Source organism: Dactylosporangium siamense (assembly GCF_016862795.1).
GTDB classification, from domain to species: domain Bacteria; phylum Actinomycetota; class Actinomycetes; order Mycobacteriales; family Micromonosporaceae; genus Dactylosporangium; species Dactylosporangium siamense.
Window position 1 is genome coordinate 1 of sequence record NZ_BONQ01000184.1, and the last position, 23,344, is coordinate 23,344.

The 23,344-nt window shown below is 70.6% G+C and carries 25 protein-coding genes; 8 read left to right on the forward strand and 17 right to left on the reverse strand.

Annotated features, from left to right (window positions below; all coding sequences use genetic code 11):
- Positions 1-59: 59 nt before the first annotated feature.
- Together Dsi01nite_RS59120 and Dsi01nite_RS53325 are read right to left on the reverse strand one after the other, a co-directional pair.
- On the reverse strand, positions 60-491 hold the full coding sequence (locus Dsi01nite_RS59120; protein WP_373318965.1) for a trypco2 family protein: 432 nt from the start codon (positions 489-491) through the stop codon (positions 60-62).
- A 361-nt stretch (positions 492-852) separates the two neighbouring features.
- Complete coding sequence (locus Dsi01nite_RS53325) at positions 853-1,779, reverse strand: LysR family transcriptional regulator (protein ID WP_203854193.1); 927 nt, start codon at positions 1,777-1,779, stop codon at positions 853-855.
- A gap of 974 nt (positions 1,780-2,753) precedes the next feature.
- Here Dsi01nite_RS53325 and Dsi01nite_RS53330 point away from each other — a divergent pair.
- Genes Dsi01nite_RS53330 through Dsi01nite_RS53340 form a run of 3 tightly spaced genes read left to right on the forward strand, consistent with a single transcriptional unit; the run spans position 2,754 to position 4,647 of the window.
- A complete protein-coding gene (locus tag Dsi01nite_RS53330; RefSeq protein ID WP_203854194.1) occupies positions 2,754-3,767 on the forward strand; it encodes a hypothetical protein in 1,014 nt (337 codons plus the stop codon).
- Positions 3,764-4,267 (forward strand): DUF6301 family protein, encoded by a 504-nt coding sequence (locus tag Dsi01nite_RS53335; protein WP_203854195.1) that lies wholly within the window; start codon positions 3,764-3,766, stop codon positions 4,265-4,267. Before Dsi01nite_RS53330 ends, Dsi01nite_RS53335 begins: the two co-directional genes overlap by 4 nt.
- On the forward strand, positions 4,264-4,647 hold the full coding sequence (locus tag Dsi01nite_RS53340) for a TY-Chap domain-containing protein (RefSeq protein WP_203854196.1): 384 nt from the start codon (positions 4,264-4,266) through the stop codon (positions 4,645-4,647). The genes Dsi01nite_RS53335 and Dsi01nite_RS53340 overlap by 4 nt, the downstream gene beginning before the upstream one ends.
- Before the next feature lie 685 nt (positions 4,648-5,332).
- Here Dsi01nite_RS53340 and Dsi01nite_RS53345 read toward each other — a convergent pair.
- Both Dsi01nite_RS53345 and Dsi01nite_RS53350 read right to left on the reverse strand, forming a co-directional pair.
- Positions 5,333-6,310 (reverse strand): aldo/keto reductase, encoded by a 978-nt coding sequence (locus tag Dsi01nite_RS53345; RefSeq protein ID WP_203854197.1) that lies wholly within the window; start codon positions 6,308-6,310, stop codon positions 5,333-5,335.
- On the reverse strand, positions 6,292-7,146 hold the full coding sequence (locus Dsi01nite_RS53350; protein WP_239137136.1) for an EamA family transporter: 855 nt from the start codon (positions 7,144-7,146) through the stop codon (positions 6,292-6,294). Before Dsi01nite_RS53350 ends, Dsi01nite_RS53345 begins: the two co-directional genes overlap by 19 nt.
- A gap of 62 nt (positions 7,147-7,208) precedes the next feature.
- Here Dsi01nite_RS53350 and Dsi01nite_RS53355 point away from each other — a divergent pair, with 62 nt between their 5' ends.
- A complete protein-coding gene (locus tag Dsi01nite_RS53355; RefSeq protein WP_203854198.1) occupies positions 7,209-7,673 on the forward strand; it encodes an Lrp/AsnC family transcriptional regulator in 465 nt (154 codons plus the stop codon).
- Positions 7,674-7,679: 6 nt separating this feature from the next.
- Here Dsi01nite_RS53355 and Dsi01nite_RS53360 read toward each other — a convergent pair whose 3' ends face one another.
- Positions 7,680-8,678, reverse strand: coding sequence for an ABC-2 membrane transporter-related protein (locus Dsi01nite_RS53360; protein WP_203854199.1), 999 nt, complete (start codon positions 8,676-8,678; stop codon positions 7,680-7,682).
- Positions 8,675-9,550 (reverse strand): ABC transporter ATP-binding protein, encoded by an 876-nt coding sequence (locus Dsi01nite_RS53365; RefSeq protein ID WP_203854200.1) that lies wholly within the window; start codon positions 9,548-9,550, stop codon positions 8,675-8,677. The genes Dsi01nite_RS53360 and Dsi01nite_RS53365 overlap by 4 nt, the downstream gene beginning before the upstream one ends.
- A 127-nt stretch (positions 9,551-9,677) precedes the next feature.
- Here Dsi01nite_RS53365 and Dsi01nite_RS53370 point away from each other — a divergent pair, with 127 nt between their 5' ends.
- Both Dsi01nite_RS53370 and Dsi01nite_RS53375 read left to right on the forward strand, forming a co-directional pair.
- The gene (locus Dsi01nite_RS53370; protein ID WP_203854201.1) at positions 9,678-10,331 is read left to right on the forward strand and encodes a response regulator transcription factor; all 654 of its coding nucleotides are present in this window, start codon (positions 9,678-9,680) and stop codon (positions 10,329-10,331) included.
- A 2-nt stretch (positions 10,332-10,333) separates the two neighbouring features.
- Entirely contained in the window at positions 10,334-11,485 is a 1,152-nt protein-coding gene (locus tag Dsi01nite_RS53375) for a sensor histidine kinase (protein ID WP_203854202.1), read from the forward strand.
- Here Dsi01nite_RS53375 and Dsi01nite_RS53380 read toward each other — a convergent pair whose 3' ends face one another.
- The 5 genes from Dsi01nite_RS53380 to Dsi01nite_RS53400 all read right to left on the reverse strand — a co-directional run bounded on the left by Dsi01nite_RS53380 (position 11,486) and on the right by Dsi01nite_RS53400 (position 16,981).
- Complete coding sequence (locus tag Dsi01nite_RS53380) at positions 11,486-12,127, reverse strand: response regulator transcription factor (protein WP_203854203.1); 642 nt, start codon at positions 12,125-12,127, stop codon at positions 11,486-11,488.
- The gene (locus Dsi01nite_RS53385; RefSeq protein WP_203854204.1) at positions 12,120-13,283 is read right to left on the reverse strand and encodes a sensor histidine kinase; all 1,164 of its coding nucleotides are present in this window, start codon (positions 13,281-13,283) and stop codon (positions 12,120-12,122) included. Before Dsi01nite_RS53385 ends, Dsi01nite_RS53380 begins: the two co-directional genes overlap by 8 nt.
- Positions 13,284-13,285: 2 nt before the next feature.
- On the reverse strand, positions 13,286-13,981 hold the full coding sequence (locus Dsi01nite_RS53390; protein WP_203854205.1) for an ABC transporter permease: 696 nt from the start codon (positions 13,979-13,981) through the stop codon (positions 13,286-13,288).
- 5 nt (positions 13,982-13,986) lie between these two features.
- Positions 13,987-14,898: an ABC transporter ATP-binding protein gene (locus tag Dsi01nite_RS53395; RefSeq protein ID WP_203854206.1), complete on the reverse strand. Its 912-nt coding sequence runs from the start codon at positions 14,896-14,898 to the stop codon at positions 13,987-13,989.
- Between the two features lie 109 nt (positions 14,899-15,007).
- Positions 15,008-16,981 (reverse strand): elongation factor G, encoded by a 1,974-nt coding sequence (locus Dsi01nite_RS53400; RefSeq protein WP_203854207.1) that lies wholly within the window; start codon positions 16,979-16,981, stop codon positions 15,008-15,010.
- A 246-nt stretch (positions 16,982-17,227) separates the two neighbouring features.
- On the opposite strand from Dsi01nite_RS53400, the gene Dsi01nite_RS53405 reads away from it, so the two are divergent.
- On the forward strand, positions 17,228-18,688 hold the full coding sequence (locus Dsi01nite_RS53405; protein ID WP_203854208.1) for a glycosyl hydrolase family 18 protein: 1,461 nt from the start codon (positions 17,228-17,230) through the stop codon (positions 18,686-18,688).
- A 90-nt stretch (positions 18,689-18,778) separates the two neighbouring features.
- Here the strand turns inward: Dsi01nite_RS53405 and Dsi01nite_RS53410 are convergent, their stop codons facing one another.
- From Dsi01nite_RS53410 to Dsi01nite_RS53435, 6 genes are all read right to left on the reverse strand, one after another.
- On the reverse strand, positions 18,779-18,958 hold the full coding sequence (locus tag Dsi01nite_RS53410) for a hypothetical protein (RefSeq protein WP_203854209.1): 180 nt from the start codon (positions 18,956-18,958) through the stop codon (positions 18,779-18,781).
- Positions 18,959-19,098: 140 nt separating this feature from the next.
- Positions 19,099-19,395 carry a helix-turn-helix domain-containing protein gene (locus tag Dsi01nite_RS53415; RefSeq protein ID WP_203854210.1) on the reverse strand — a complete coding sequence of 99 codons (297 nt, stop codon included), beginning with the start codon at positions 19,393-19,395 and terminating at the stop codon, positions 19,099-19,101.
- An 80-nt stretch (positions 19,396-19,475) separates the two neighbouring features.
- Complete coding sequence (locus Dsi01nite_RS53420) at positions 19,476-20,612, reverse strand: SPFH domain-containing protein (RefSeq protein WP_203854211.1); 1,137 nt, start codon at positions 20,610-20,612, stop codon at positions 19,476-19,478.
- Between the two features lie 13 nt (positions 20,613-20,625).
- A complete protein-coding gene (locus tag Dsi01nite_RS53425) occupies positions 20,626-20,862 on the reverse strand; it encodes an NfeD C-terminal domain-containing protein (RefSeq protein ID WP_203854212.1) in 237 nt (78 codons plus the stop codon).
- 144 nt (positions 20,863-21,006) lie between these two features.
- Complete coding sequence (locus Dsi01nite_RS53430; protein WP_203854213.1) at positions 21,007-21,480, reverse strand: cupin domain-containing protein; 474 nt, start codon at positions 21,478-21,480, stop codon at positions 21,007-21,009.
- A 56-nt stretch (positions 21,481-21,536) separates the two neighbouring features.
- Positions 21,537-22,442, reverse strand: coding sequence for a LysR family transcriptional regulator (locus tag Dsi01nite_RS53435; protein WP_203854214.1), 906 nt, complete (start codon positions 22,440-22,442; stop codon positions 21,537-21,539).
- 71 nt (positions 22,443-22,513) lie between these two features.
- Between Dsi01nite_RS53435 and Dsi01nite_RS53440 the strand changes: the two genes are divergently transcribed.
- Positions 22,514-23,341, forward strand: a complete 828-nt coding sequence (locus tag Dsi01nite_RS53440; RefSeq protein ID WP_203854215.1) for an SDR family NAD(P)-dependent oxidoreductase — start codon at positions 22,514-22,516, stop codon at positions 23,339-23,341.
- Positions 23,342-23,344: the final 3 nt, after the last annotated feature.

A 23,344-nucleotide genomic window follows, 5' to 3' on the forward strand; every position in this document is an offset into this window, starting at 1 on the left:
CCGATCATTGAAAAACAACTGCGCCCAACTCATCGCGGAAGGGCGGCCGGACACTACCGTCAAATCTCGTCAGTCTCGGCAGATCCAGAAATCAGCGGTCGGCGTGAAGGATCCGATGACAGCCCGGGCTCCAGAGATAGGGTAATGCGCTGGGTGGTTGCCATATCGCGTGAACTCTTAGCCGACCCGTCAAGCACCCAAAACCGGATCTTGCCGGATCGTTCAGTCCCGCGCTCGACAGCGACCGTGAGTTCGAGTTCGACAGTTCGGGGCTCGAATCGGATATCCGAATTCTCGCCTGCCCACATCGCTGTTCTGCTGCTCGAAATTGTACGCAATGCGGCGAACCGCAGTGATTTCGATGTTGCCCTCGATATTTCCAACAAAATCTCCGATGAGTTGCGCCGTGCAGAGGCTGCATCATACGTAGCGCAAATGGCGTGTCGTGATCCTGCTCGACTCGATTGGGCAATGGGGGTGGCAGATAGCATTCCAGGACGCCATTGGCGAAATCGGGCGTTTTACGCCATATCGTTGACTGCATTCCAACGCGGCAACACCGAGGCTGCAGAAGGCGCCGCTGAGCGTTCTATCGACGGCGGCTTTGAACGCGCACTGCTGTTCGTCGAGTTCGCTGGATTGGTCTCATCGAGACCGGACAACTAACGCCGTACGGCGTCTCACGAAGATGTCGGATCCGAAAAGTAGGCCGACAAGTTGGTGAGACACCGACACGTTCGGTGAGAACCTACATACCTCAAACTGGTGGAGTGCTTGTATGCGAACCGGCTCCAATTCCCGGATGGCACTGGCTGCTTCTTCTTCGCGGCTGTTCGGTGTGGCGGCTCGTGTTCAGGACGTGCCGTTGATGGTGTCGCGGCCCGGCGTGGCTGCGGCTGCTTGCAGTGCGCTGCGAACGGCGATGATGCCGGGTGCGGTGGCGGCGGCGGCACGGGCCGCGGTGAAGATCGTGCGTTGCAGTCGCTCTTCGATGAGCTGACGTGTGGTGATCTGCGGCAGCACGGTGGTCAGGAGTTCCGGGAGGAGAGCGACGGCTCGTCCGGAGGCGACCAGAGCGCCGAGGACGAGCCCGTCGTCGCTGCGGTGCCTGATGGTGGGTTCAAAGTCAGCGAGGCGGTTGCAGATGTTGCGCAGAACCGCGTCGAGGCCGGTGCCACGGTGCCCGGTGGCCCATGCCTGGTGCTCGCAGGCGGCGAGTCCGACGGCACGGTCGGCGGCGAGAGGGTGTCCGGGATGCAGGGCCAGCAGGACGTCTTCGCGCAGGAGGTCACGGCGGTCGATGTCGCGTTGCCGGGCGACCGGGACGGGGTCGTACTCGATGCCGACGACAAGGTCGACGGTGCGGGCGCGCAGGTTGTCCAGGGCTGGTGCGGTCTCCTGCTGGACGACCTCAACCTCCAGGTTCGGTGCGGTGGTGGCCAGCCGGTCGAGGGTTGCGGGCAGCAGGGCCAGGGCCGGGGTTTGCACGATGGTCATGCGGAGGCGGCCACCTGGCGCGTCGTCGGCGGCGGCGATTTCGGCGCGGATCGTTTCGTCGGCGGTGAGGGCGTCGGCCGCGTACGTGGCCAGCCGGCGGCCGGCGGGGGTGAGTTCGACGTTGCGGCCGACGCGGCGCAGTAGTGCGACGCCGGCCTCCCGCTCCAGTTGGGCGAGTTGCACCGACACGCTCGACGCGCTGAACGACAGCGCGTCGGCGACGGCCGCGACCGTGCCGAGGCGGGCAAGCGCGTCCAAGAGGCGTAGGCGTCGCAGCTCCATTGTTCGGATTCTCCCACGGTTTTGATTCGTAAACCGGAACTGGATGCGAACGATTGCGTCCGGGACGCTGAGAGGCGTGGTACTGATTCCCCTTGTCTGCGCGCCGGTCGTCATGGCCGCCGCCACGCTGATCGAACGACGGCTCGGACCCTCCGCGGCCGGTTGGGTGGGGGCGCTGCCGGTCGCGTTCGCGGTCGCGGTGCTCGCCGTCATCCTCGACACGAACCCCGCCACGGCAGCCGCTATGGCCCTCAGCGCGGCCGTCCACGTTCCTGCGCAGGTGGTTTTCGGCCTGGTGTTCGCCCACGTCCTGTCGCGGCGGGGCCTGCTGTGTGGTGCCGTCTGTGGTGTTGCCGCCTATGGCGCCGGATCGGTGCTGGTCGAGCAGATGCCGGTGGTCCTCGCGGTCGCCGCCGCCGTTGGGGCGTTGTGGTTCGCCCCGCGCATGATGCCTTCCGGGGAGCTGCGACGTGGTTCGCCGCGGCACTGGTCGTCCACCGCGGCGACGTGTCTGGGTGCGATGGCCATCGTTGGGGCCGCCGTGGTGAGTCGCCGGCTCGCCGGTCCCGAGGTAGCGGGGGCGGTGGCTGCCTTCCCCACCATGTGCACGACGCTCAGCGTGCTCGCGGTGCGGCGCGACGGTCTGGTCGCCGGCGTCCACACGCTCGGCGGTCTGGTGCGCAGTCTGCCGTGTTACCTCGCGTTCTGCCTCACCTTCGCGTTGACTGCTGCGGGCATGGGAGTGACTGCCGTTGGGGTCGGTCTGTTCGCGTGTCTCGTCACGGCCGGTGTCACGTGGCGGCGAGTGCCTACCACCGCAGCGCCATCGCTCGTCGACATGCCGAGCGGAGTACTTGAATACGAACCCCGCTGCATTCCTGAGGCTGATGATCTGGACGGTCCCTCGTCGGCGGCCCGAGGCGGGCGTGCTGCTTCAGGTGCTGGTTCGGGCGGCGAGGTAGGCGCTCCAGTCGGTGCCACGGTACGGCGACGAACTCACCCCGACCGGCAAGCGCGACACGACCTACGGCAAGGAGCTGTGGAAGGACAGCAACGGGGATTTGCACTTCCTCAACGACCTCGTCGGCACCGTGCGCGCCCCGACAGGCCAGCTGCTCGACAGCCGCAATAGACGCTACAAGACCGACGACAACTCGCCGGCGGCCGACGGTATCGGCGTCCGTGGCGTGCCCGACACGTCAAAGGTGGCCTCGCACACGGCCACTGGCAACCAGAGCGTCGACGTTGAGGTCAGAATGGCTCTTCAGGCCCGCGCGGACGTCGCGAGCCAGCGCCAGACGTTGTGGGACGAGCAGCTCGACGCGATCGCCGAGAAGCTCCGCGCGCACGACATCACGGTGGACGCCCCAGCGTGCAGCGTGGGCCACATCGACGATCTGCTGTCGGAGGCCGCGCCCTTCCTCAGCGCCGCTGAGCGCATGGTGCTGCGGGCAGCCGGCCGTGAGTACGCGCAGATGACGGATCAGCTCGTCGCTTGCAGTGAACGTATCGGCACCGCTGGTGCCGCAGTTGTCGTGGCGCGCGAGATCCCCAACGGGATCACACTGACCTCGGACGACGGCGAGCGCGGCACATCCGGCAACGCCGACCGCTGGGTCTATGACATCAGGGACGATGGCACCCTCGTCTGTGTCGAAGGCAAGGGCGTCGGCGGCCGGCTCACCAGCCGGTTCGTCGATGACCCAGACAATCCCGATGGGGACAGGATCCGTGCCCAGCAGTGCAGCTTTCCCTACGTGACGCACATGGCGCGGCACGACTACAAACTCGCCAGGGCACTCGGGGCGGACCCCGCGATGCGCGCCACCGTCCAACAAGCCGTCGACGACGGCCGGGTCCGCGTCATCCGCGTGGACACCAACGAATATGGCAACATCAAGCGGACCGACTACCAATTCGACACGGTGCGGTTGCAAGGCATGCGCATCACGGTGGCAGGAACACCCGACCGTCCGGAGGACCAGTGAACGCACGGCAATACTGGCGTGTCATTGACGGCGATACGCTGCGTCGGCTGCTGGCCGCCATCCGCACCGAACACTGGAGCTGGACCGCCGACCAGGTGCCGCTACTGGCCGAGCGACTTGGCTGGAACATCGTCCTGGTCCTGGACGGCAAAGGGGCCGTCGCCGAGGCGGGATGGAACGTCGGCGATCCAGAGGAGATCGAGATCGCCTACTCCGGCGCGACGGTCGACGACATCACCATGCGGCTCACCGACACGGTGCCGACGAAACAGGCCGAGGCCCGCATCTTCGCGCAGGACGCCTTCGCCGCCGCGGTCGCCGTGGCCGCCGAAGTGCTCGGGCCACCGACCAGCCGCGTGCTTGGCCGTGCACAGCAGGCCCGCTGGCGATCGGCGGACACCACGATCATGGTCAAGCACAACAAGGCCGCCATCAACCTCGCCTGGGCCAACAATGCCTTCCAGGACCGCTGGGACAACCTGCGCGAGGAACCAACGTGACCGAAGACCTGTGGGCGACGTTCACCGACGAACTCGCTGAACTGCTCCCCCAGCTGGACGTCAGGGACACCGTCATCCTGATAAGCGAGCCGTTGTACGTGCAGTTCCAGCAGCTCCCGACCGTCCTCACCGTCGAGGCGGCCTCGAATTACGCCTTACCCCCTGAGCACCAGCTCACCGCCGATGCCGAGCGGCACCTCGCCGCCCTGGGCTGGAACCCCCCGGACCCGCCGTCCTACTACAACTGGCGGTGCGAGTTTCGTTGGCCCATGCCGGGTCAGGAGGCGGTCGCCCTTGCGGGAATGCTCACCGAAACGCTGCGGACCGTCATGCGGATAGCGTCGCCCCACGATCTCGAACGGCAGCGTTTCACCGCCTGAGCTGGCAGGAGGGAACGAGGAATCGGCCCAGCGGTGTGGTGTGCCGGCCCACAATCCAGCTACAGCACGGGTAACAGGCGATCATTCGGAGAGCGGTGCTGTATGCACGGCACCAGCACGATGAGCCGCCAGTCAGCGCACCGGCGGGATCATGCACAGTGGGCAGATGCGAGGTGTAGCGGCATGCATCGATCGATTAGCGGCAGAACCAGCTCAGGGTCCTTGGCGACTCTGACGTCGCACACGCCACCCACCCGTTCACCCCTACGAATGACCACGACCGGGCACGCTCAACAACGGCAGACCGTGCAACGGGGCGCAGTTTCGTCGTCACGGGCGCACCGCCACCAGACAGTGCCATGACTGTCGCGCCCCCGGCCGCTGTCGCCGAAAGGCCGCCCCGCACGCGGGTCCGGAGCGATGGCAGCGAGCGTGCTGTTGGTGCGTGCGAGTCAAACAAAGGATGGCGCGAGCTCGGGCGGACAGGAGTCCAGGCCGTTGCTGATGATCGGATACACGGTCATGGTGACGGCCGTCATCGGACGACGGTGACGGGCGCGGCTCCACCAGGCGTGTGCGGCTGCGGTGGCGGGGAAGAGGAATGATCGGTCAAGCGCTGCACCTATGATCCGCCGGGGTCGATGCCAGCCAGCCCGAGGTCAAGGCCAACCTAGGAAACAACGCCTCATCGGCGCGGGCGGTACGAGTAGCCGTACGGCGCATGCGGGCGGTAGGGAGCCTCCAACCTCGCCACGTCCTCGTCGCTGAGCACCAGTTCCGTGGCCGCGAGCGCATCGTCCAGGTGATGCGGCTTCGTCACCCCGACGATCGGCGCGCTGATCTGAGGCCGGCGCAGCAGCCACGCCAGGGCCACCCGCGCCGGCGGCACCCCGTGCGCGGCGGCCACCGCCCGCACCGCCGCCACCACCTCGGCGTCGTTGTCGTCGCGGCCCCAGTTCTCCGACCGCTCGGCAACCGCCCGCGCGGTGTCCCGGGCCCCGGCGAGCAGCCCCCGGGCCAGCGGGCTGTAGGGCAGCACGCCCACGCCCTGGTCGGCGCAGAGCGGCAGCATCTCCCGTTCCTCCTCGCGGTAGACCAGGTTGTAGCGGGTCTGCATCGACACGAACCTGGTCCAGCCGCCCGCCTGCGCGGTGTGCTGGGCCTTCGCGAACTGCCACGCGTACATCAGCGACGCCCCGAGGTAGCGCACCTTGCCGGCCCGCACCAGGTCGTGCAGCGCCGCCATGGTTTCCTCGATGGGGGTTTCGTCGTCCCAGCGGTGGATCTGGTACAGGTCGATGTGGTCGGTGCCGAGGCGGCGCAGTGAGGCGTCGACGGCGGACATGACGTGCTTGCGGGACAGGCCGTGGTCGTTCGGGCCCGAACCCATCGGGAAGAAGACCTTCGTCGCGAGCACGTAGTCGTCGCGGTGGGCGAAGTACCTGCCGAGCAGCCGTCCGGTGATCTCCTCGCTGACGCCGCCGGAGTACATGTCGGCGGTGTCGAAGAACGTCATGCCGGCCTCGACGGCCTGCCGCACCAGGCCGGCGGCCGCGTCCTCGGGCAGGAACCACGGCTCGTCGGCCGGGTCGCCGTAGCTCATCATCCCCAGGCCGATCCGCGATACCCGCAGACCTGACGAACCTAGACGGGTGTACTGCATGCGGGTTCCTCCTTGAACGGGGTGTGCGTCGCGACCGCGACGACCACCAGTGCCACGCCGAGCAGGTCGCGGACCGTCGGTCGCTGGGCGAGGACGAGCAGGCCGATGACCGTGGCGCAGGCCGGTAGCAGGCTCAGCGTCAGCGCGAACGTCGCGCGCCGCAGCCGGGCCATGGCGAGCTGGTCCGCCACGTACGGGATCACCGACGAGCACACGCCGACACCGACACCGGCCAGCAGCAGGCCGGGGTGCCCGAAGGCGGGCGCGGCACCGGCGAGGCCCAGGGGCGTGGCCACGACCGCGGCGACGAGCATGGCGGCGCCGAGCTGGTCCACGCTGCCGGAGGTGCCCGCGATGCGGTGGCCGAGGGTGATGTACAGCATGAACAGCGCGCAGTTCGCGAAGGCGAACGCGAACCCGAGCGGCTCGCCGGCGAACCGGATCCCGGTGAGGGTGAACACGCCGGCCGCGGCGAGCCCGAGCGCGAGCGCGTTGCGCGGGCCACGGACGCCGGCCGCGGCCAGGACGATGACGCCGAGGAACTCGATCGAGCCGACGGTGGCCAGCGGCAGCCGCGCGATCGCCAGGTAGAACACCGTGTTCATCGCCGCCAGGACCGCGCCCAGAGCAAGCTGGTCCGGATGCAGCAGCAGTCGCCAGGGGCGCCGCCACATCGCGAACACCAGCGCCGCAGTGGCGATCCGCAGCCAGGCGACCCCGAAGACGTCGACATGGGCGAACAGCAGCACGGCGAACGCCGGGCCGAGGTAGTGGAAGACCGAGCTGACCGCGATCGAGCCGGTCGCGGTCAGCCGGTCCCGTGTCTGTTCCCGCACGGGAGTATCTTCCAAAGCATTGAGTCGGCAGTGAAGGCCAAGTTGAAGGTGGGTGGCACGACTTGCCTAAGAACTCAAGCCAGAATGCCTTGGATGCCGTCAACCTGCGGGTGCTGGCCGAATTGCAGGCCAACCCGCGGTTGTCCATGTCGGAGCTGGGGCGCCGGGTCGGCATGTCCGCACCGGCGGTCACCGAGCGGGTGCAGCGCCTCGAGGCGGCGGGCGTGATCCTCGGGTACCGGATGGACATCGACCCGGCCGCGCTCGGCATGCCGGCCACGGCCCTCGTGCGCATCAGGCCGGGGCCGGGCCAGCTGCCGAAGATCACCCAGCTCGCGCAGGAGACCCCGCAGGTGGTCGAGTGCCACCGCATCACCGGCGAGGACTGCTTCCTGCTCAAGGTCCACGCGCCGTCGATCGGTGAGCTGGAGGAACTGCTCGACCGGTTCCTGCTGTACGGGCAGACGACCACCTCGATCGTCGTCTCCACCCCCGTGCCGCCCCGGCCGCTCCCACTGCCGGACTAGCAAGGGCTACCGGGAGCGGCGGAGCCAGACGAAGCCGAAGCCGGCCAGCAGCGCCGCGAGGGCCGTGTACAGCGCCAGCTCGATCCACTGAAACGTCCAGTACCGGTTGCCCGGCTGGTAGGTGTGCTCGAAGTGCAGGTGCTTCGCGACCATGCAGGCCTTGACGGCGGCCCGGTCACTGATGTTGGCGATGCAGGGCCGGTCGTCCTCGCCGGTGTACCGCGTGCCGTCCGCCTTGAACACCGGCGCGCCGTCGCTCAGCGCCCAGCCGCCGGGCACGGTGTAGCCGTGGACGGTGAACAGGTTGTCGTTGCCCAGGCTGAGCCCGATCTCGCGGCTCAGGACGTCGGCGTCGATGATGACGGTTTGGGTGACCGGGGGCAGCAGGTGCTGCCGGACGACCGCCGGGACCAGCACCTGCAGCGCGGTGAAGGCGACGAGCGTGATCGCCATGGCGGTCAGGGTGCGCCGCGTGAGCATGCCGACGACGGTGCCGAGGACGGACGCGAACAGCGCGTAGCCGATCGGCACGACGTTGCGGGTGTCGAAGTTGAAGGCCGCGAACCGCTGCCCCATCAGCGCGTCGTAGCGGCTCAGGCTCCAGGTCAGCGCCAGGCTGAGCAGGCCGGTCACCAGGGCGGCGACCAGGCCGACGACGGCGAGCTTGACCGCCAGCCAGCGGGTGCGGGTGACGCTCTGGTTCCACACCAGCCGGTCGGTGCGCTCCTCCAGCTCGCGGGCCACCAGCGGGGCGCCCCAGAAGATGCCGATCAGGGCGGGCGCGAGGAGCAGGCTGCCGAGGACGACGGCGAGCTGGCCCTCGTAGTCGCCGCGCAGCTCCATCCGCGCGATGCTGCACGCCTCGCCGGCGCAGCCGACGATCCTGGCGTCGATGAAGGCGCCGATGCTGTCGCGCAGGTGGATGATGTACAGCGCGAGCACGGCCACGGCGCCGGCGGCCGCCAGGGCCTGGACGCGGAACTGTCGCCAGGTCAGCCAGGTCATCGGTGCGCTCCCGTCATGGCGGCCGGGCCCACGTCGGTGGCCCGGGTCAGGTAGGCGAGGGTCAGGTCCTCCAGGTCGACGGGCGCGCCGCCGGGGACCGGTCCGGACCCGCGGACGACCATGGAGGTCTCGCCGCGGGTCTGCTCGGCGTGGATGAGCTGGGCCCCGGGCGGCAGCGGCTGCCGCGCCGCCGGGCCGGTGATCCGGTGGTGCACGGCGAGCAGGTCGGCGACGTCGCCGGCGAGCTGCACCCGGCCGCCGGCGAGCACGATCAGGTGGTCGCAGACCTGTTCGAGGTCACCGAGCAGGTGCGAGGAGAGCACCACGCTGACGTTGAGCTCGTCGACGAACTCCAGGAGGTCCCGCAGGAACCCGCGCCGCGCGAGGGGGTCCAGGGCCGCCACCGGTTCGTCGAGGACGAGCAGGTCGCCCCGCTTGGCCGCGGCGACCGTCAGGGCGAGCTGGGCCCGCTGGCCGCCGGACAGCGAGCCGGCCTTCTGGGCGGGGTCCAGGCCCCGCTGCCGGATCCGCCGCTCCGCCAGCTCGGCGTCCCACCTCGGGTTCAGCCGGGCGCCGAGCCGCAGGTGGTCGCCGACGGTCAGCCGGGTGTACACGGGTGCGTCCTGGGCGACGAACCCGACCCTGGCCAGCTGTTCGGCGCTGTCGGCCGGCCGGTGCCCGAGCACCTCGATGCTGCCGCTCGTCGGCGCGACCATGCCGCAGACGAGCCCGAGCAGGGTCGACTTGCCGGCGCCGTTGGGTCCGACCAGGCCGGCGATGCGCCCGGCGGGCACCGTCACCGTGCAGTCGTCCAGCGCGAGCCGGTGGCGGTAGCGCTTGCTGAGCGCCGTTGTTCGGATGACCGGTGTCATCGCGTCCCTCCCGATGGTTGGTTGCCGCCCATTTCTAGTCAGCGGGCGGTCACGGCCCGGTCCGCGCGGCTGTGACCGGGCCGTGACGGGCCGGCCGCTACGGTGATCACGGATGGGAAGGTGTGTGATGCGGGTACTCGTGGTCGAAGACCAACCTGACCTGGCCGACTCCGTGGCGCGGGTGCTGCGCCGCGAGGGCATGGCCGTCGATGTCGCCTACGACGGCGGCGCGGCGCTGGAACGGGCCGCGATCGTCGACTACGACGTCGTCGTGCTCGACCGCGACCTGCCGGTCGTCCACGGCGACGACGTGTGCCGCACCCTCGTCAACGGGGCCTCGACGAGCCGGGTGCTCATGTTGACCGCCTCCGGCACCGTCGCGAGCCGGGTCGAGGGGCTGGGCCTGGGCGCCGACGACTACCTGCCCAAGCCGTTCGCCTACGCCGAGCTGGTGGCGCGGATCCGTGCGGTGGCCCGGCGTTCGCAGCCGGCGGTGCCGCCGCTGCTGGTGCACGGCGACCTGCGCCTCGACCCGGCGCAGCGCACCGCGACCCGGGCCGGGGCGCGCCTGCCGTTGAGCCCCAAGGAGTTCGCGGTCCTGGAATACCTGTTGAGCTGCGGCAGCCGGGTGGTGCCGGCCGAGGAGCTGCTGGACAAGGTCTGGGACGAGGCGGCCGACCCGTTCACCACCACGGTCAAGGCCACGATGAACCGGTTGCGGGCCAAGCTCGGCGACCCGCCGCTCATCGAGACGATCCCCCGCGCCGGATACCGGATCTGACGATGCGCCTCGGAAAGCATCCGCTGCGGCTGCGGCTGACGCTGCTGTACTGCCTCGTGTCCGTCACGTCGAGCACGGTCCTGCTGGTCATCATGTGGGCTCTGGGCAAGAGCCTGGACCTGGGAGTCCCGCCGGATTTCGTCGATCAGGTGGCCCCGCCGTCGCCGATGCCGGCGGACCTGCCCGAGCCGGACCTGCCCAGGCCGCTGCCGACGCCGAGGGTGGCGGTGCCGCAGATCGACGTCGGCGCCGACCTGGTCCAGCCGCTGGTCGCGCTGGCCATCCTGGCGGTCCTCTCGCTGTTCCTCGGCTGGTTCATCGCCGGCCGGGTGCTGCGCCCGGTGCTGACCATGACCGGGCGCCTGCACCAGATCTCCGACCGCAACGTGCACGAGCGCCTCGCGCTGCCCGGCCGCCGCACCGAGCTCAAGGACCTGGCCGACACCGTCGACGGGCTCCTCGGCCGCCTGGAGGCCGCGCTCGACGCGCACAAACGGTTCGTCGCCAACGCCGCCCACGAGCTGCGGACACCGCTGACGGTCGAGCGGGCACTGCTGGAGGAGCCGCTGATCGACCCGTCGGCGAGCCTCGAGACGTTCCGGTCCAACTTCGCCCGCCTCCTGGTGATCAGCGAGCAGCGCGGGCAGCTCCTGGAGTCGCTGCTCACTCTGGCCGGCAGCGAGCACGGCCGGGGCGCGGACGACCCCGTCGACCTCGCCGACCTGGCCGTGTCGACGCTGCGGGAGCGGGCACCCGACGCCGACCGGCGGGGGCTGCGGGTCGGGATTGACCTGGAGCCGGTGCGGGTGCCGGGCGACCCCGTGCTGCTCGGGCGGCTGCTGGTCAACCTGTGCGACAACGCGATCCACTACAACGTGCCTGGCGGCACCGTGGAGGTCGGTGTCCACCGCCGCCCCGGCCGGGTCGTGCTGAGCGTCGCCAACACCGGCGAGGTCATCCCGCCCGACCAGGTCGACCGGCTGTTCGAGCCGTTCCAGCGGCTGCACCGCACCGCCGACACCACGCACCACGGCCTCGGCCTGTCGATCGTCCGGGCGATCGCGACCGCCCACGACGCGACGCTCACCGCACGGGCCCGCCCCGGCGGCGGCCTGGAGATCGAGGTCGCGTTCCCGCTCCTCGGCCGGGCGTAGTCAGCCTCCGTCCACCGCGAGCAGGCCCCGGCGGAACGCCTCGGCGACGGCCGCGGCCCGGTCGTTGACGCCGAGCTTGGTGTAGATGTGCAGCAGGTGGCTCTTCACGGTGGCTTCGCTGATGAACAGCGTCGCGGCGGCCGCACGGTTGGTGGCGCCGTCCGCGATGAGGTGCAGGACCTCCAGCTCCCGGGCGCTGAGCGCGTCGACCGGGGTGCGCACCTGACCGAGCAGCCGGGTGGCGACGGACGGGGACAGCACCGCCTCGCCGCGCGCGGCCGTGCGGATGGCGTGGACGAGTTCGTCGCGGCCGGCGTCCTTGAGCAGGTACCCGGTGGCGCCGGCCTCGATGGCGGGCAGCACGTCGCGGTCGGTGTCGAAGGTGGTCAGGACCAGGACGCGGGCCGTGACACCGACCCTGACCAGCTCCTTGATCGCGGTGACCCCGTCCATCGCGGGCATCCGCAGGTCCATGAGGATCACGTCCGGGCCCAGCGCGCGGGCGAGGTCCACGGCCTGCGCGCCGTTGGCGGCCTCGCCCAGGACCTCGAACTGCGGGTCGCCGGTGAACATCCCGCGGATGCCACCCCGGACGATGGGATGGTCGTCGACGATGAGCAACCGGATCGGCGGGTCACCCACGGGTCACCGCCGGGACGCTCGCCGAGATCGCGGTGCCGGCGCCCGGCGCCGACTCGATCTCCAGCGTGCCCGCGAGGCGGTCCACCCGCCGGCGCATCGAGGTGAGGCCGAAGCCGCCACCCCCGCCGGCCCGGGCCGGGTCGAATCCGGCGCCGTCGTCACGCACGTCCAGCGTGGTGACGTCGTCCATGTAGGACAGGGTGAGCCCGACCCGGGACGCGCCGGCGTGCTTGGCCGCGTTGGCCAGCGCCTCCTGCGCGGTGCGCAGCAGCGTCTCCTCGATCTCCGGGTGCATGGGCCGGACCGTGCCGGTCACGGTGAACTCGGCGGTCACCTCGGTGCGCTCCCCCCATTCGGTGACGACTGCCCGCAGCGCCTCGTCCAGCGGCGCGGCCGCCAGATGGCCGGGACCGACCGCGTGCACGGATCGGCGGGCCTCGGCGAGGCTGTCGCGCGCCAGCCGGACCGCGATGTCCACGTGCCGCTGCCAGTCCTCGCTGCGCCGCGCCGCCTGCAGCTGGGTGATGATGCCGGTCAGGCCCTGGCCGAGGGTGTCGTGGATCTCGGCCGCCATCCGCTGCCGCTCGTCCAGGACACCCGCCTCACGTGCCTGGACCAGCAGTTGGGCGTGCAGGCCGGCGTTCTCCCGCATGGTGGCCTGGAGCTGTTGCACCATGCGCGTGCGCTCGGCGCTGCGCTCCATGGTGACCTCACCGAAGAAGCTGAACATCGTGACCCCGCCCACGATCGCCGCCGTGAAGAACAGGAACGTGAGGATGCCGGACGGGGTGGCCCCGGGCGGCCCACCGCTGTAGGTCATGACGCTGATCGCCGCGGTGGCGCTCACCCCGACGAAGCGCCAGCGGCCCCGCAGGTGCCACCACGAGTGCAGGTAGCCGACGAAGCCGAAGAACGACGCGAACCATGTCCCCTGCGTGCACAGCAGGCCGATCAGCGCGATCAGCCCGGCGACGTGGACCGGGCCGCGCGGCACCAGCCACAGCCAGCCGGTGGCGGCCGCGGCCAACGCGAGCATCGGCCACGGCCGCTCCCCCGTCACCAGGCAGAGGACCACGGAGGCCGCCAGCAGCACGTACGGCGTCGCCGCCAGCTGCCTTGCCTGCAGCCGCTCCCACCGCTCCAGCCGCTCCGTCATGGTCACTCCCAGCGAAAGTACCTGGCCGCCACGGCGCTGATCGTCACAGCATAGGCAGCGAGGACCCCGAGCAGGACCGGGCTGGGCGTGGTGTCCGCCCAGACCTGGTGCATGCCCTGCCGGAAGGCGCCGAGCGGCGTGTATTCGCCGATGCGGGCGAGCAGTTGCGGCATCTGGTCGGTGGGCTGCATGAGCCCGGCGAGGTAGGCCATCGGGAAGTACAGCAGCACACCGACGCCGTTGGCGGTCCGGCCGTTGCGGGCGAGCGCGGCGATGAGCAGGCCGACGGCGAACATGGCACCGGTGCCGAGCAGGAACGTCACCGCGACCCGCCCCACGGCGGTGGGTAGGCGAGCGTCGAGGACGGTGCCGGCGACCGTGATCAGCAGCGCGCACGTGGTCAGCGCCAGCACCAGCTGCAGGAGGACCTGGACGGCGAGCAGGTTCGCGGGCCGGACCGGCGTGGTGGACATCCGGCGCAGGATGCCCCGCTCGCGGTAGGTGGCCAGGGTCGTCGGCAGCAGGTACAGCCCGACCAGTCCCACGGCGATCGCCAACGCCATCGGCAGGAGCACGGTGTCGCCCGGCTCGATGGAACTGCCGAACACCACCAGGATGAACAGCGGGATCAGCAGCGTGAAGATCGCCCCGGGCTCCCTGGTCAGCAGCTTCACCTCGACGACGGCGAGCTTCATCATGATCTTCATTCGAGGGGCCGGCCGGTCAGGGCGACGAACGCGTCGTCGAGGGTGCGCTTGTCGATGCGCAGGTCGCTGACCAGGACGTGGTGGCGGGCGAGCTGGGCGGTGACGGCGGTGGCGAAGTCACCCCGGCCGGTCACGACGACGCGGTCCCCGGTCCTGGTCACCCTGGCCACCCCGGGCAGGCCGGTCAGGTCGGTCAGGTCGGCCAGTTCGCCGGCCATGAGCGTGAACCGCATCTCGTGGTCGGCGTCGATCTCGTCGACGATGCCGGCCGGGGTGTCCAGCGCGACGATCCGGCCCTGGTCGAAGATGGCGGCGCGGTCGCACAGCTCCTCGACCTCGTCCATGAAGTGGCTGACCAGGACCACGGTCACACCGGTCGCGCGGATCCGCTTGATCAGTGCCCAGGTGGCACGGCGGGCCTGCGGGTCCAGGCCGGTGGTCAGCTCGTCCAGGAACGCCACCCGCGGGTTGCCCACCAGCGCCAGCGCGATGAACAGCCGCTGCTTCTGCCCGCCGGACAGCTTGCCGAACCGGGTGTCGCGCTTGTCCTGCAGCCCCCATTCCACCAGCAGCTCCCGCCAGTCACCGGGTTTCGGGTAGAACGAGGCGTACAGATCCAGCGCCTCCCACACCTTGAGGTTGTCCGGCAGCTGCGTGTGCTGCAGCTGGACGCCGACCTGCTCGCACAGCGCGCGCCGGTTCCCGACCGGGTCGAGCCCGAGCACCCTGATCGACCCGCCGTCGGGCCGGCGCAGACCCTCCACGCACTCCACGGCGGTGGTCTTGCCGGCACCGTTCGGGCCGAGAATGCCGAAGATCTCGCCCTCCTCGACACTGAACGACACCCCGTCCAGCACCGTCAGATCCCCGTACCGCTTGCGGAGGTCCATGACCTCGATGACCGCCATGTCTCAAGCATCTGGGCCCGGCGCCGCATCCGGATCGATCTCCCGGCTACGCCGGAACGCGGATGCGGCTGACCCGGAAATCCACCATGTGGTTGATGCGCCCGGAAGCTCAGGTGACCCTGCGGACCACCCGCAGCAGATATTCCTCCCGGTCCAAGGGGTTGTGGTCGGTCCGGGAGCGGCTCGGTGCCACGCCCGCCACCGGTTCGTACCGGTCGAAGGCCGACTCGAGCACGCCCTCACCGCGGGTCAGCCCGGGCAGCCGCACCTGCAGCTCGTGCACCCGGGCCGCCGGGATGTCCCCGTCCAGCACGCAGACGGCGCCCCGGGTGACGGTGTTGCGTGGCACCGCCTGCAGGCGCGAAAGGACGGGCAGCAGCGCGCCGAGCTGGTCGGCGGGTGCCTCCAGCCGGAACCGGTGCACCGGCTCGTGCACCACGGTGCCGGCCCGCCGCAGCGCGGTCATGAGCACCAGCGGGGTCAGGCTGCGGAAGTCGAAGCCGGTGCTGGACATGCTCTTGTCGAACTGCTGGTGGGCGTGGCTCTGCCGGGGCCAGTAGCCGGAGCGGGTCATCGTCACCGTGCAGTCCTCGACCTGCCAGCCGTGCAGGCCCTGGGTCAGGGCGGCGCCGACCGTGTCCTGCACCGCGGTGAAGAACGCCGCCGGCATCGCGCCGGCCTCGACCCCGAGCCGGAATGAGTTGCCCGCCCCGGCCGGCGCCGGCTCGACCCGCAGCCCGATCGTGGCGAGGAACGGGTTGCCGTCCTTCTCGCCGACCTCGAACGCGTCGCCGGTCCCGGCCGGCCGTTCGACACAGATCGTCGTGGTGTCCCGGAAGGTGACCTCGAGGCCGTACTCCTCGGCGAGCGTCGCCTGGATGACCTCCTTCTGCACCTCGCCGTACAGCGACACCGACGTCTCCCGGCGCGCGTCGTCGTGCCGGACGTCGATGAGCGGGTCCTGCTCGGCGAGCTCGGTCAGCGCCGCGTACAACGGACCGCGCTGCTGCGGATGCACCGCCTCGACGACCGCTTCCAGGCTCGGCGGCGCGAAGTGGTGGTCCCGGATCCCCTGCCGGGCGGTGCCGACCGCGTCGCCGATCCGGACGCCGCCGAGGCCCCAGACCTTGCCGATCCGGCCGGCCGGCAGGGCCGCGGACCCGGTCGCGCCGCCGTCGTCGAAGACGGCGATGCCGGTCACCTTCGCCTCGACGCCGCCGGACAGCAGCACCCGCTCGCGGGCCTTCATGGTGCCGGCGAACATCCGCACGTAGGCGATCCGGTCCCCGGCCGGGCCGCGCTCCACCTTGAAGACGCTGCCGGACACCGGCTCGGCGGTGTCGCCGGTGGCCGCCGGCAGGAACGCCGTGATGCCTTCGGTGAGCGCGTCGAGGCCGGCGCCGGTGATCGCCGAACCGAAGTACACCGGGTGCACCTGGGTGCGTGCGGTCTGTTCGGCCAGCACCCGGTGCACGTCTGGCAACGGCGCGGCCGCGCCCTCCACGAACGCGGCGAGCAGCGCGTCGTCGTGCTCGGCGAGCACATCGAGCGGCGGCGGCACGGGCACGAAGCCAGCCGCTCGGGTGCCCAGGCCCGTCGGGGCGCCCATCGGCACGAGCGCGGGCGTGAGCCGTTCGGCGAGCTCCCGCAGGATGCCGTCGCCGCGCGCGCCGGACCGGTCGATCTTGTTGACGAACACGATCGTGGGGATCCGCAGGCGGCGCAGGGTCCGCATCAGGATCCGGGTCTGCGCCTGGACGCCCTCGACCGCGGACACGACGAGCACGGCGCCGTCGAGCACGCTGAGGACCCGCTCGACCTCGGCGATGAAGTCCGGGTGGCCGGGAGTGTCGATGAGGTTGACGGTGACCTCGTCACCGGGTGGGCCGACGTGGAACGACACGACGGCGGACTTGATGGTGATGCCGCGCCGTCGCTCCAGCGCGAGCGTGTCGGTCTGGGTGTTGCCGTCGTCGACGGAGCCGGGCTCGTCGATGACGCCGGCGGCGTGCAGCAGCCGCTCGGTGAGGCTGGTCTTACCGGCGTCGACGTGCGCCAGGATGCCGAGATTGAGAGTACGCAAGTGGCGTCAGGTCCTCGAGATAGGCGGTGATGGCCATCTGGGTGAACACAGACGCAGCTCGCATCCCTGGCTCCTCAGCTCGTGGACAAGACCTGCACAGCGAAACAGAGGATTGTCACGCCCGCAACCGGATTGACCACATCGCCAGGCCTCAATATCGACCGCCACCTTGACTGAAGGTCGTAGATGTGTCTACCGTCACTCCACCGCTATTAACAAAGTTTCCTAACTGTTGGTGAGGTGAACGTGAAACGATCCCTTCGCCAGGTCCTCCTGGTCGGGGCCGTCGCAACGGTCGTGGCCGCGTCGGTCGCGGTCGTGCCCCTGGTTCAGGCGAACGCCGCCGCCGCGTGTGCCCCGGCGTGGAGCGCCTCGGCCGTCTACGTCAAAGACAACGTCGTCTCATACCAGGCCCACAACTACACCGCGAAGTGGTGGACCACCAACGAGGTGCCGACCGCCAGCGGCCAGTGGGGCGTCTGGGCCGACAACGGCGCGTGCGGTGGCGGTACCACCCCCACCACCCCGCCGGTGACCAGCAACCCGCCCACCTCCAACCCGCCGACCTCGCAGCCGCCGACCCAGCCGGGCGGCAAGGCGGTCGTCGGCTACTTCGCCGAGTGGGGCGTCTACGCCCGTAACTACCACGTGAAGAACATCGTCACCAGCGGCTCGGCGTCGAAGCTGACCCACATCCTCTACGCGTTCGGCAACACCAGTGGCGGCAACTGCTCCATCGGTGACTCGTACGCCGACTACGACAAGGCGTACACCGCGGCCGACTCGGTCGACGGCGTCGCGGACACCTGGGACGCCGGCGCGCTGCGCGGCAACTTCAACCAGCTGCGCAAGCTCAAGCGGCTGTACCCAAACATCAAGGTGATCTGGTCGTTCGGCGGCTGGACCTGGTCCGGCGGCTTCACCCAGGCGGCGGCGAACCCGACCGGCTTCGCGAACTCCTGCTACAACCTGGTCAAGGACTCCCGGTGGGCCGACGTCTTCGACGGCATCGACATCGACTGGGAATACCCGAACGCCTGTGGTCTCAGCTGTGACGCCAGCGGCCCGGCCAGCTACAACAACGTCATCTCCGCGCTGCGCAACAAGTTCGGCTCGAGCTTCCTGATCACCTCGGCGATCTCGGCGGACGGCTCCAACGGCGGCAAGCTCGACGCGGCCGACTACGCCTCCGGCATCGCCAAGCTCAACCTGGTCTTCCCGATGACCTACGACTACTTCGGCGCCTTCGCCCCGCAGGGGCCGACGGCACCGCACTCGCCGCTGAACTCCTACACCGGCATCCCGACTCAGGGCTTCTGGTCCGACGCGGCGATCCAGAAACTCAAGAGCAAGGGCGTGCCGGCCAACAAGATGCTGCTCGGCATCGGCTTCTACGGCCGCGGCTGGACCGGCGTCACGCAGACCGCGCCCGGCGGCACCGCCACCGGTGCGGCCCCCGGCACGTACGAGGCGGGCATCGAGGACTACAAGGTCCTCAAGAACAGCTGCCCGCCCACCGGCACCGTCGGCGGCACGTCGTACTCGAAGTGCGGCAGCAACTGGTGGAGCTACGACACGCCCTCGACCATCGCGGGCAAGATGACCTACGCCAAGAACCAGGGTCTCGGCGGAGCGTTCTTCTGGGAGTTCTCCGGCGACACCAGCAACGGCGAGCTCATCACCGCGATCAAGAACGGCCTCGCCTGATCATCACCAGCTGATTGAGCACGTCGCGCCGCCGCAGCCCAGGTCCCGGGCTGCGGCGGTTCGGCGTTTCCGCCGCGGCCGGTTGCGTGGTCATGGCGTGCCGATCTCGACCACGAGTGGCAGGGTGCGGCCGCCGTTGGCCGTTGCCGCCGGGCAGGCGGTGACCCCGAGCAGGAGGTCGCGCTCGGCCACGAAGGTCACGCTCTGCCCGGCCACCGCGTTCGGCGGGACGACGGTGAGCCTGCCGTCCGGCGCGATCCCCACGCGCATGAAGACGTTGAGTTACAACCGGGACACGGTGTACGGCACCCTCGCCGGCGCGACCTGACATTCGGCTGCCGGCGGTTCGATAGTGCCCCGCCCACTGGCGACCCGGACGGCGTCTCAAGGACCGCCCGGGTGCCGGTGTTTCACGGCGGCGCCGGCTTCTCCAGCCCGCGGATCTCGACCCACAGCGTCCGGAGCTGCTCGACGTCGCGGTCGCTGCGGCCGAACACCTCGAGCATGTCGTCGACATGGTGCCATTTCGGCGACCGCTCCCCGACGCCGTTGAGCATCCGGGACACCGTGGACTTGGAGACGCCGAGCTGGCCGGCGATCGCGCTGTACGACGGCTCGCCGGCCGCCCGGTGTGCCGCCACCAGCTGCGCCGTCAGCCGCTGCCGCAGGGCGCGCAGCCGCTCGGCGTCATTCTCCTGAAGGTTCATCGATCACGACACACGACAATGTGTTGACGGTATCCACCAATCAAGCATGCCGATGCATCGCGGCCCGGTAAAGACCGGGTTCAGGCCGCGTCGCGTCGGACGACCGCGGTGCCCGCCGTGGATTCGCCGGCGGGCGTGGGAGCCATGCCCTTGCGGACGGCCTCCAGCAGCGCGGTGCCCTGTGCGGCGAGGGACGCCACGACGCTGTTGAGGCCCTCCGCGCCGTCCAGCACGGTCAGGTTGGCGCCCTGCAGGCCCTCCGCCGCGGCCCGGAGCAGGTCGGGCAACTGCTCGATCATCATCTGGTCGAGGGCGATGCGGCCCTGCGCGGCGGCCGCCTCCGCGGACAGCTTCGTGGCGTCGGCATCCGCGCGGGCGAGGGTGACGATCCGCTCCGCCTCGGCCTGCGCGGGGCGGACGACCTCGGCGATGAGCTGCGCCTGGCGCAGTTCGGCGTGCTTCTGCGCGACGAGGGCCTGCTCGACCAGCACGTGCTGCTGGGCCTGCGCGGCCGCGAGGGGACCGGCCTGCGCGGCGGTCTGCTGGGCCTGGTCGATCTCGGCCTGGTAGCGCGCCTGGGCGATGGCGGTCTGGCGCGCGTACTCGGCCTGGTTGCGCCGGCTCTCCTGCTGCGCCATCGCGCTGGCCTGGTCCGCGATGGCCTGGGCGACGTTGGCCTCCTGGTTGACCCGGGCCTGGTGCGGCGCCGCGAGGGCCTTGATGTATCCGACGCCCTTGTCGTGAATGCTGCTGATCTGCAGCGAGTCGATGTCCAGGCCGATGCGGGCCATCTCGGTCTTGCTGGCGTCGACGATCGCGTCGGCCAGGGTCTGCTGCTCCCGGATGATCGCCTCGACCGTCATGCTGCCGATGATGCTGCGCAGGTGCCCGCTGAAGATCCGCCCGACCAGGACGGGCATCTGCGTCTGGTCGCCCTGGAACCGGCGGGCCGCCGCCGCGACCGACTCGTGGTCGTCGCCGACCTTGAACGCGATGACGGCCTGGACGTGCAGGGTCAGGCCCTGCTGGGTGTAGCAGTCCTCCTCGACCTCGGCCTCCTGCATGGCCAGGGTCAGCCGGGTGGCCTTGGAGAACACGGGCACGACGAACGCGCCGTGCCCGGTGACGATCTTGAACGGTAGTGCGTCTGCCCCTCGTTGCTTCCTGCCGCTGATCAGCAGGGCTTCGTTCGGGGCGGGAACACGGTAACCGAACATGGGTTGGCCTCTCTCAGCCAGTGGTGGTGTGGTCCCCGGGCATCGGCGACCACGGTTCGACGTCCACCTGGCGCGCACCACGGAAGTGGACGACGAGCACGTGGGCGCCGGCCGGCAGGGGCTGCGCGGCGAACGCCAGATAGTGGTGGGGTACGCCCTGGACGACGACCCGGATCTCGCCGGGCCGATCACCCCCGCGCACCGCGGTGACCACCACGGCGACCCTGCCGACCAGCGACTGACCGCGCACGGACCACTCCAAACCCCGTCGCCCGATCCGCGCACTCCCGCGCGTCGTGACGTGTGCGATCCAGATTGTGCACCCGCCGAACCACCCCCGTACGCCCCCACACAACAAGCAGACACGTGTCGGTCGTCACGCTCCGCTCGGCGGTCAGTCCTGGGCGGCGACGACGTGCGGGGTGGTGTTGAACCGGGCGCGGAACTCGTTGAGCATCGCGTCGTCGACCACGGCGCCCGAGGCGACCGCGTCGTGCACCTGCCGGAAGTAGTCCTCGTAGCCGGCCGGTGTGTAGAGGCACAGCCCCCGCACGGTCGCGTCCCCGGCGTTGCGGAACCCGTGCGGCGTGCCACGGAGCGCGGCGAGGAGGTGGCCCGGGCCGACGGTGACCTCACCGTCGCCGTTGTGCACGGTGAGCTCGTTCTCCAGCACGTAGAAGTACTCATCGTGGCCGTGGTGGACGTGCGGCCGGGCGCCCATCGTGCCCGGGGCAAGACTGAACTCCTCGAAAGCGAACCGGCCGCCCGTCTGCGCGGCGGTCAGCCGGAACAGGTGGTCGACCCCGGCCGCCTCGATCGTCTCCCCCTCACCGGGAAGGATCAGGAGCGGTCGCGTCTCGTCAGTCATGATCACATTGTGCCGAACGGGCGCGCCGTCCCGCTGCCCCGCGAGCCGACTTTCGATCATGCGACGGCGGCGGCGCGCAGGGCGGCGGCGACGTGCCTGGCCGGATCCGACAGTCGGTGCGGCAGGTGGGCGAGCAGCAGCCTGCGCTGCTCCTGCGGGCCGTCGCGGACGGTCAGGACCCGAACCCCGGCGGGAACGGCGGAGACCAGGGACGCCGGCACCGTCGTCACGCCGCAGCCGGCGGCGACGAGGTGGAGCTTCGCGAGCCAGTCACGGGCGGTGTGCGCGATCTCGGCGCGTTCGTCGAGGCCGGGCCATACGCCCAGGAGGCTTTCGTCGCCCTGGGAACGGCTCGCGATCCACGGCAGGCCGTGCAGGTCGGCGACGTCGACGGCGGTCGCGCGGGCGAGGGGGTGCCCGGCGGGCACCGCGACGCGCAGGCCGCGCTCGGCGAGGGTGGTCAGCGCCAGCGCCGGCGAGCCGTCCGGCGGGCGGAACGGTGGGGCCGCGGCGAGCAGCGCCAGGTCCAGCGTGCCGGCCCGCAGGGCCCGCACCAGCGACGGCGTGCTGCCCTCCCGGCTCACCACGGTCACCGCGGGGTGGCTGCGGCGCAGCGCGGCGAGGGCCTGGGGCACGAGGACGGCACCCGCGGAGGTGAACCAGCCGAGGCGGACGGTGCCGGCCCCGTCGGGCAGGCCGGCGAGCTCCCGGGCGGTGGCGTCGAGCTGATCCAGAACGGTCACCGCGCGGCGCAGGACGAGCTGTCCGGCGGGGGTCAGGTGCACCCCGTCGTGCCGGCGTTCGAGCAGCCGGGTCCCGGCGGCCCGCTCCACCGACGCGACCTGCCGGGACACCGCGGACTGGGTGTAGCCGAGCGCGCCGGCCGCGGCGGTGAGGGTCCCGCGCTCCGCGACGGCCCGGAACACGCGCAGCCCGACGATGGACACGTCCGCGAAGGTCATGACATCTACGCATACCAGGGTTGCGAGATGTTCGTTGGCCGCATGGCCGTGACGTTCCTAGCGTTGCCCGCATGACAACCGACAGCACGCCCAGGGTCGCCCTGGTCACCGGCGCCACCCAGGGTCTCGGCCGCGCCCTCGTGCAGGGCCTCACACAGCGCTTCACCGAGCGGGACACCGTGTACCTGACCGGCCGGGACGCCGGCCGGGTCGCGGCGGCGGCGAAGGACCTCGGCGTCAGCGGGGAGGTGCTCGACGTCGCGGAGCCCGGCGCGGCGCGGCGGGTCGCGGAGCAGATCCGGCAGCGGCACGGCGGCATCGACATCGTGTTCAACAACGCCGTCATGAGGACCGGGCCGGCCGACCCGCCCGCCGCGGTGATCGAGGAGTACGTCGCGGTCAACAACCTCGGCACGACCGGGGTGCTGCGCGCGTTCCTGCCGCTCCTGCGCGACGGCGGCCGGGCGATCGTGGTGGCGAGCACGTTCGGCAGCCTGCGGTATCTGGCCCCGGCGCTGCACGACCGGTTCGACGACCTGGCCGACCTGGACGAGGTCGACACGCAGGCGCTGCGCTGGCGGGACGCGGTCCGCGACGGCACCGCCATGGCAGGGGCCTGGCCGGCGTTCCTGAACATCCCGTCGAAGATCGCCCAGGTGGCTGCCATCCGTACCGTGGCGGCGCAACGACGATCGTCGGACCTGGAGCGTGGCGTCCTGCTCGCCGCGGTCTGCCCCGGAATGATCAACACCCCGACGTCCGGGCAGTGGTGGGACGTCAGCGGCGCCCCGAGCCCGGAGCAGGCCGCGGTGGCGCTGCTCGACCTGGCCCTCGGCCCGGTCGACCCGGCGCACTACGGCGAACTGGTCCGCCACGGCGAGGTGCTGCCCTGGAAATGACGC

Excerpts from the sequence above, each read along its gene's own strand:
- Dsi01nite_RS53415 (WP_203854210.1), bottom strand. The coding sequence starts at position 19,395 with ATGAACCTTCAGGAGAATGACGCCGAGCGGCTGCGCGCCCTGCGGCAG.
- Dsi01nite_RS53325 (WP_203854193.1), bottom strand. The coding sequence starts at position 1,779 with ATGGAGCTGCGACGCCTACGCCTCTTGGACGCGCTTGCCCGCCTCGGC.
- Dsi01nite_RS53410 (WP_203854209.1), bottom strand. The coding sequence starts at position 18,958 with ATGCGCGTGGGGATCGCGCCGGACGGCAGGCTCACCGTCGTCCCGCCG.
- Dsi01nite_RS53385 (WP_203854204.1), bottom strand. The coding sequence starts at position 13,283 with ATGACGGAGCGGCTGGAGCGGTGGGAGCGGCTGCAGGCAAGGCAGCTG.
- Dsi01nite_RS53360 (WP_203854199.1), bottom strand. The coding sequence starts at position 8,678 with ATGACCTGGCTGACCTGGCGACAGTTCCGCGTCCAGGCCCTGGCGGCC.
- Dsi01nite_RS53390 (WP_203854205.1), bottom strand. The coding sequence starts at position 13,981 with ATGATGAAGCTCGCCGTCGTCGAGGTGAAGCTGCTGACCAGGGAGCCC.
- Dsi01nite_RS53375 (WP_203854202.1), top strand. The coding sequence starts at position 10,334 with ATGCGCCTCGGAAAGCATCCGCTGCGGCTGCGGCTGACGCTGCTGTAC.
- Dsi01nite_RS53430 (WP_203854213.1), bottom strand. The coding sequence starts at position 21,480 with ATGACTGACGAGACGCGACCGCTCCTGATCCTTCCCGGTGAGGGGGAG.
- Dsi01nite_RS53395 (WP_203854206.1), bottom strand. The coding sequence starts at position 14,898 with ATGGCGGTCATCGAGGTCATGGACCTCCGCAAGCGGTACGGGGATCTG.
- Dsi01nite_RS53345 (WP_203854197.1), bottom strand. The coding sequence starts at position 6,310 with ATGCAGTACACCCGTCTAGGTTCGTCAGGTCTGCGGGTATCGCGGATC.
- Dsi01nite_RS53440 (WP_203854215.1), top strand. The coding sequence starts at position 22,514 with ATGACAACCGACAGCACGCCCAGGGTCGCCCTGGTCACCGGCGCCACC.
- Dsi01nite_RS53365 (WP_203854200.1), bottom strand. The coding sequence starts at position 9,550 with ATGACACCGGTCATCCGAACAACGGCGCTCAGCAAGCGCTACCGCCAC.
- Dsi01nite_RS53420 (WP_203854211.1), bottom strand. The coding sequence starts at position 20,612 with ATGTTCGGTTACCGTGTTCCCGCCCCGAACGAAGCCCTGCTGATCAGC.
- Dsi01nite_RS59120 (WP_373318965.1), bottom strand. The coding sequence starts at position 491 with ATGCTATCTGCCACCCCCATTGCCCAATCGAGTCGAGCAGGATCACGA.
- Dsi01nite_RS53370 (WP_203854201.1), top strand. The coding sequence starts at position 9,678 with ATGCGGGTACTCGTGGTCGAAGACCAACCTGACCTGGCCGACTCCGTG.
- Dsi01nite_RS53435 (WP_203854214.1), bottom strand. The coding sequence starts at position 22,442 with ATGACCTTCGCGGACGTGTCCATCGTCGGGCTGCGCGTGTTCCGGGCC.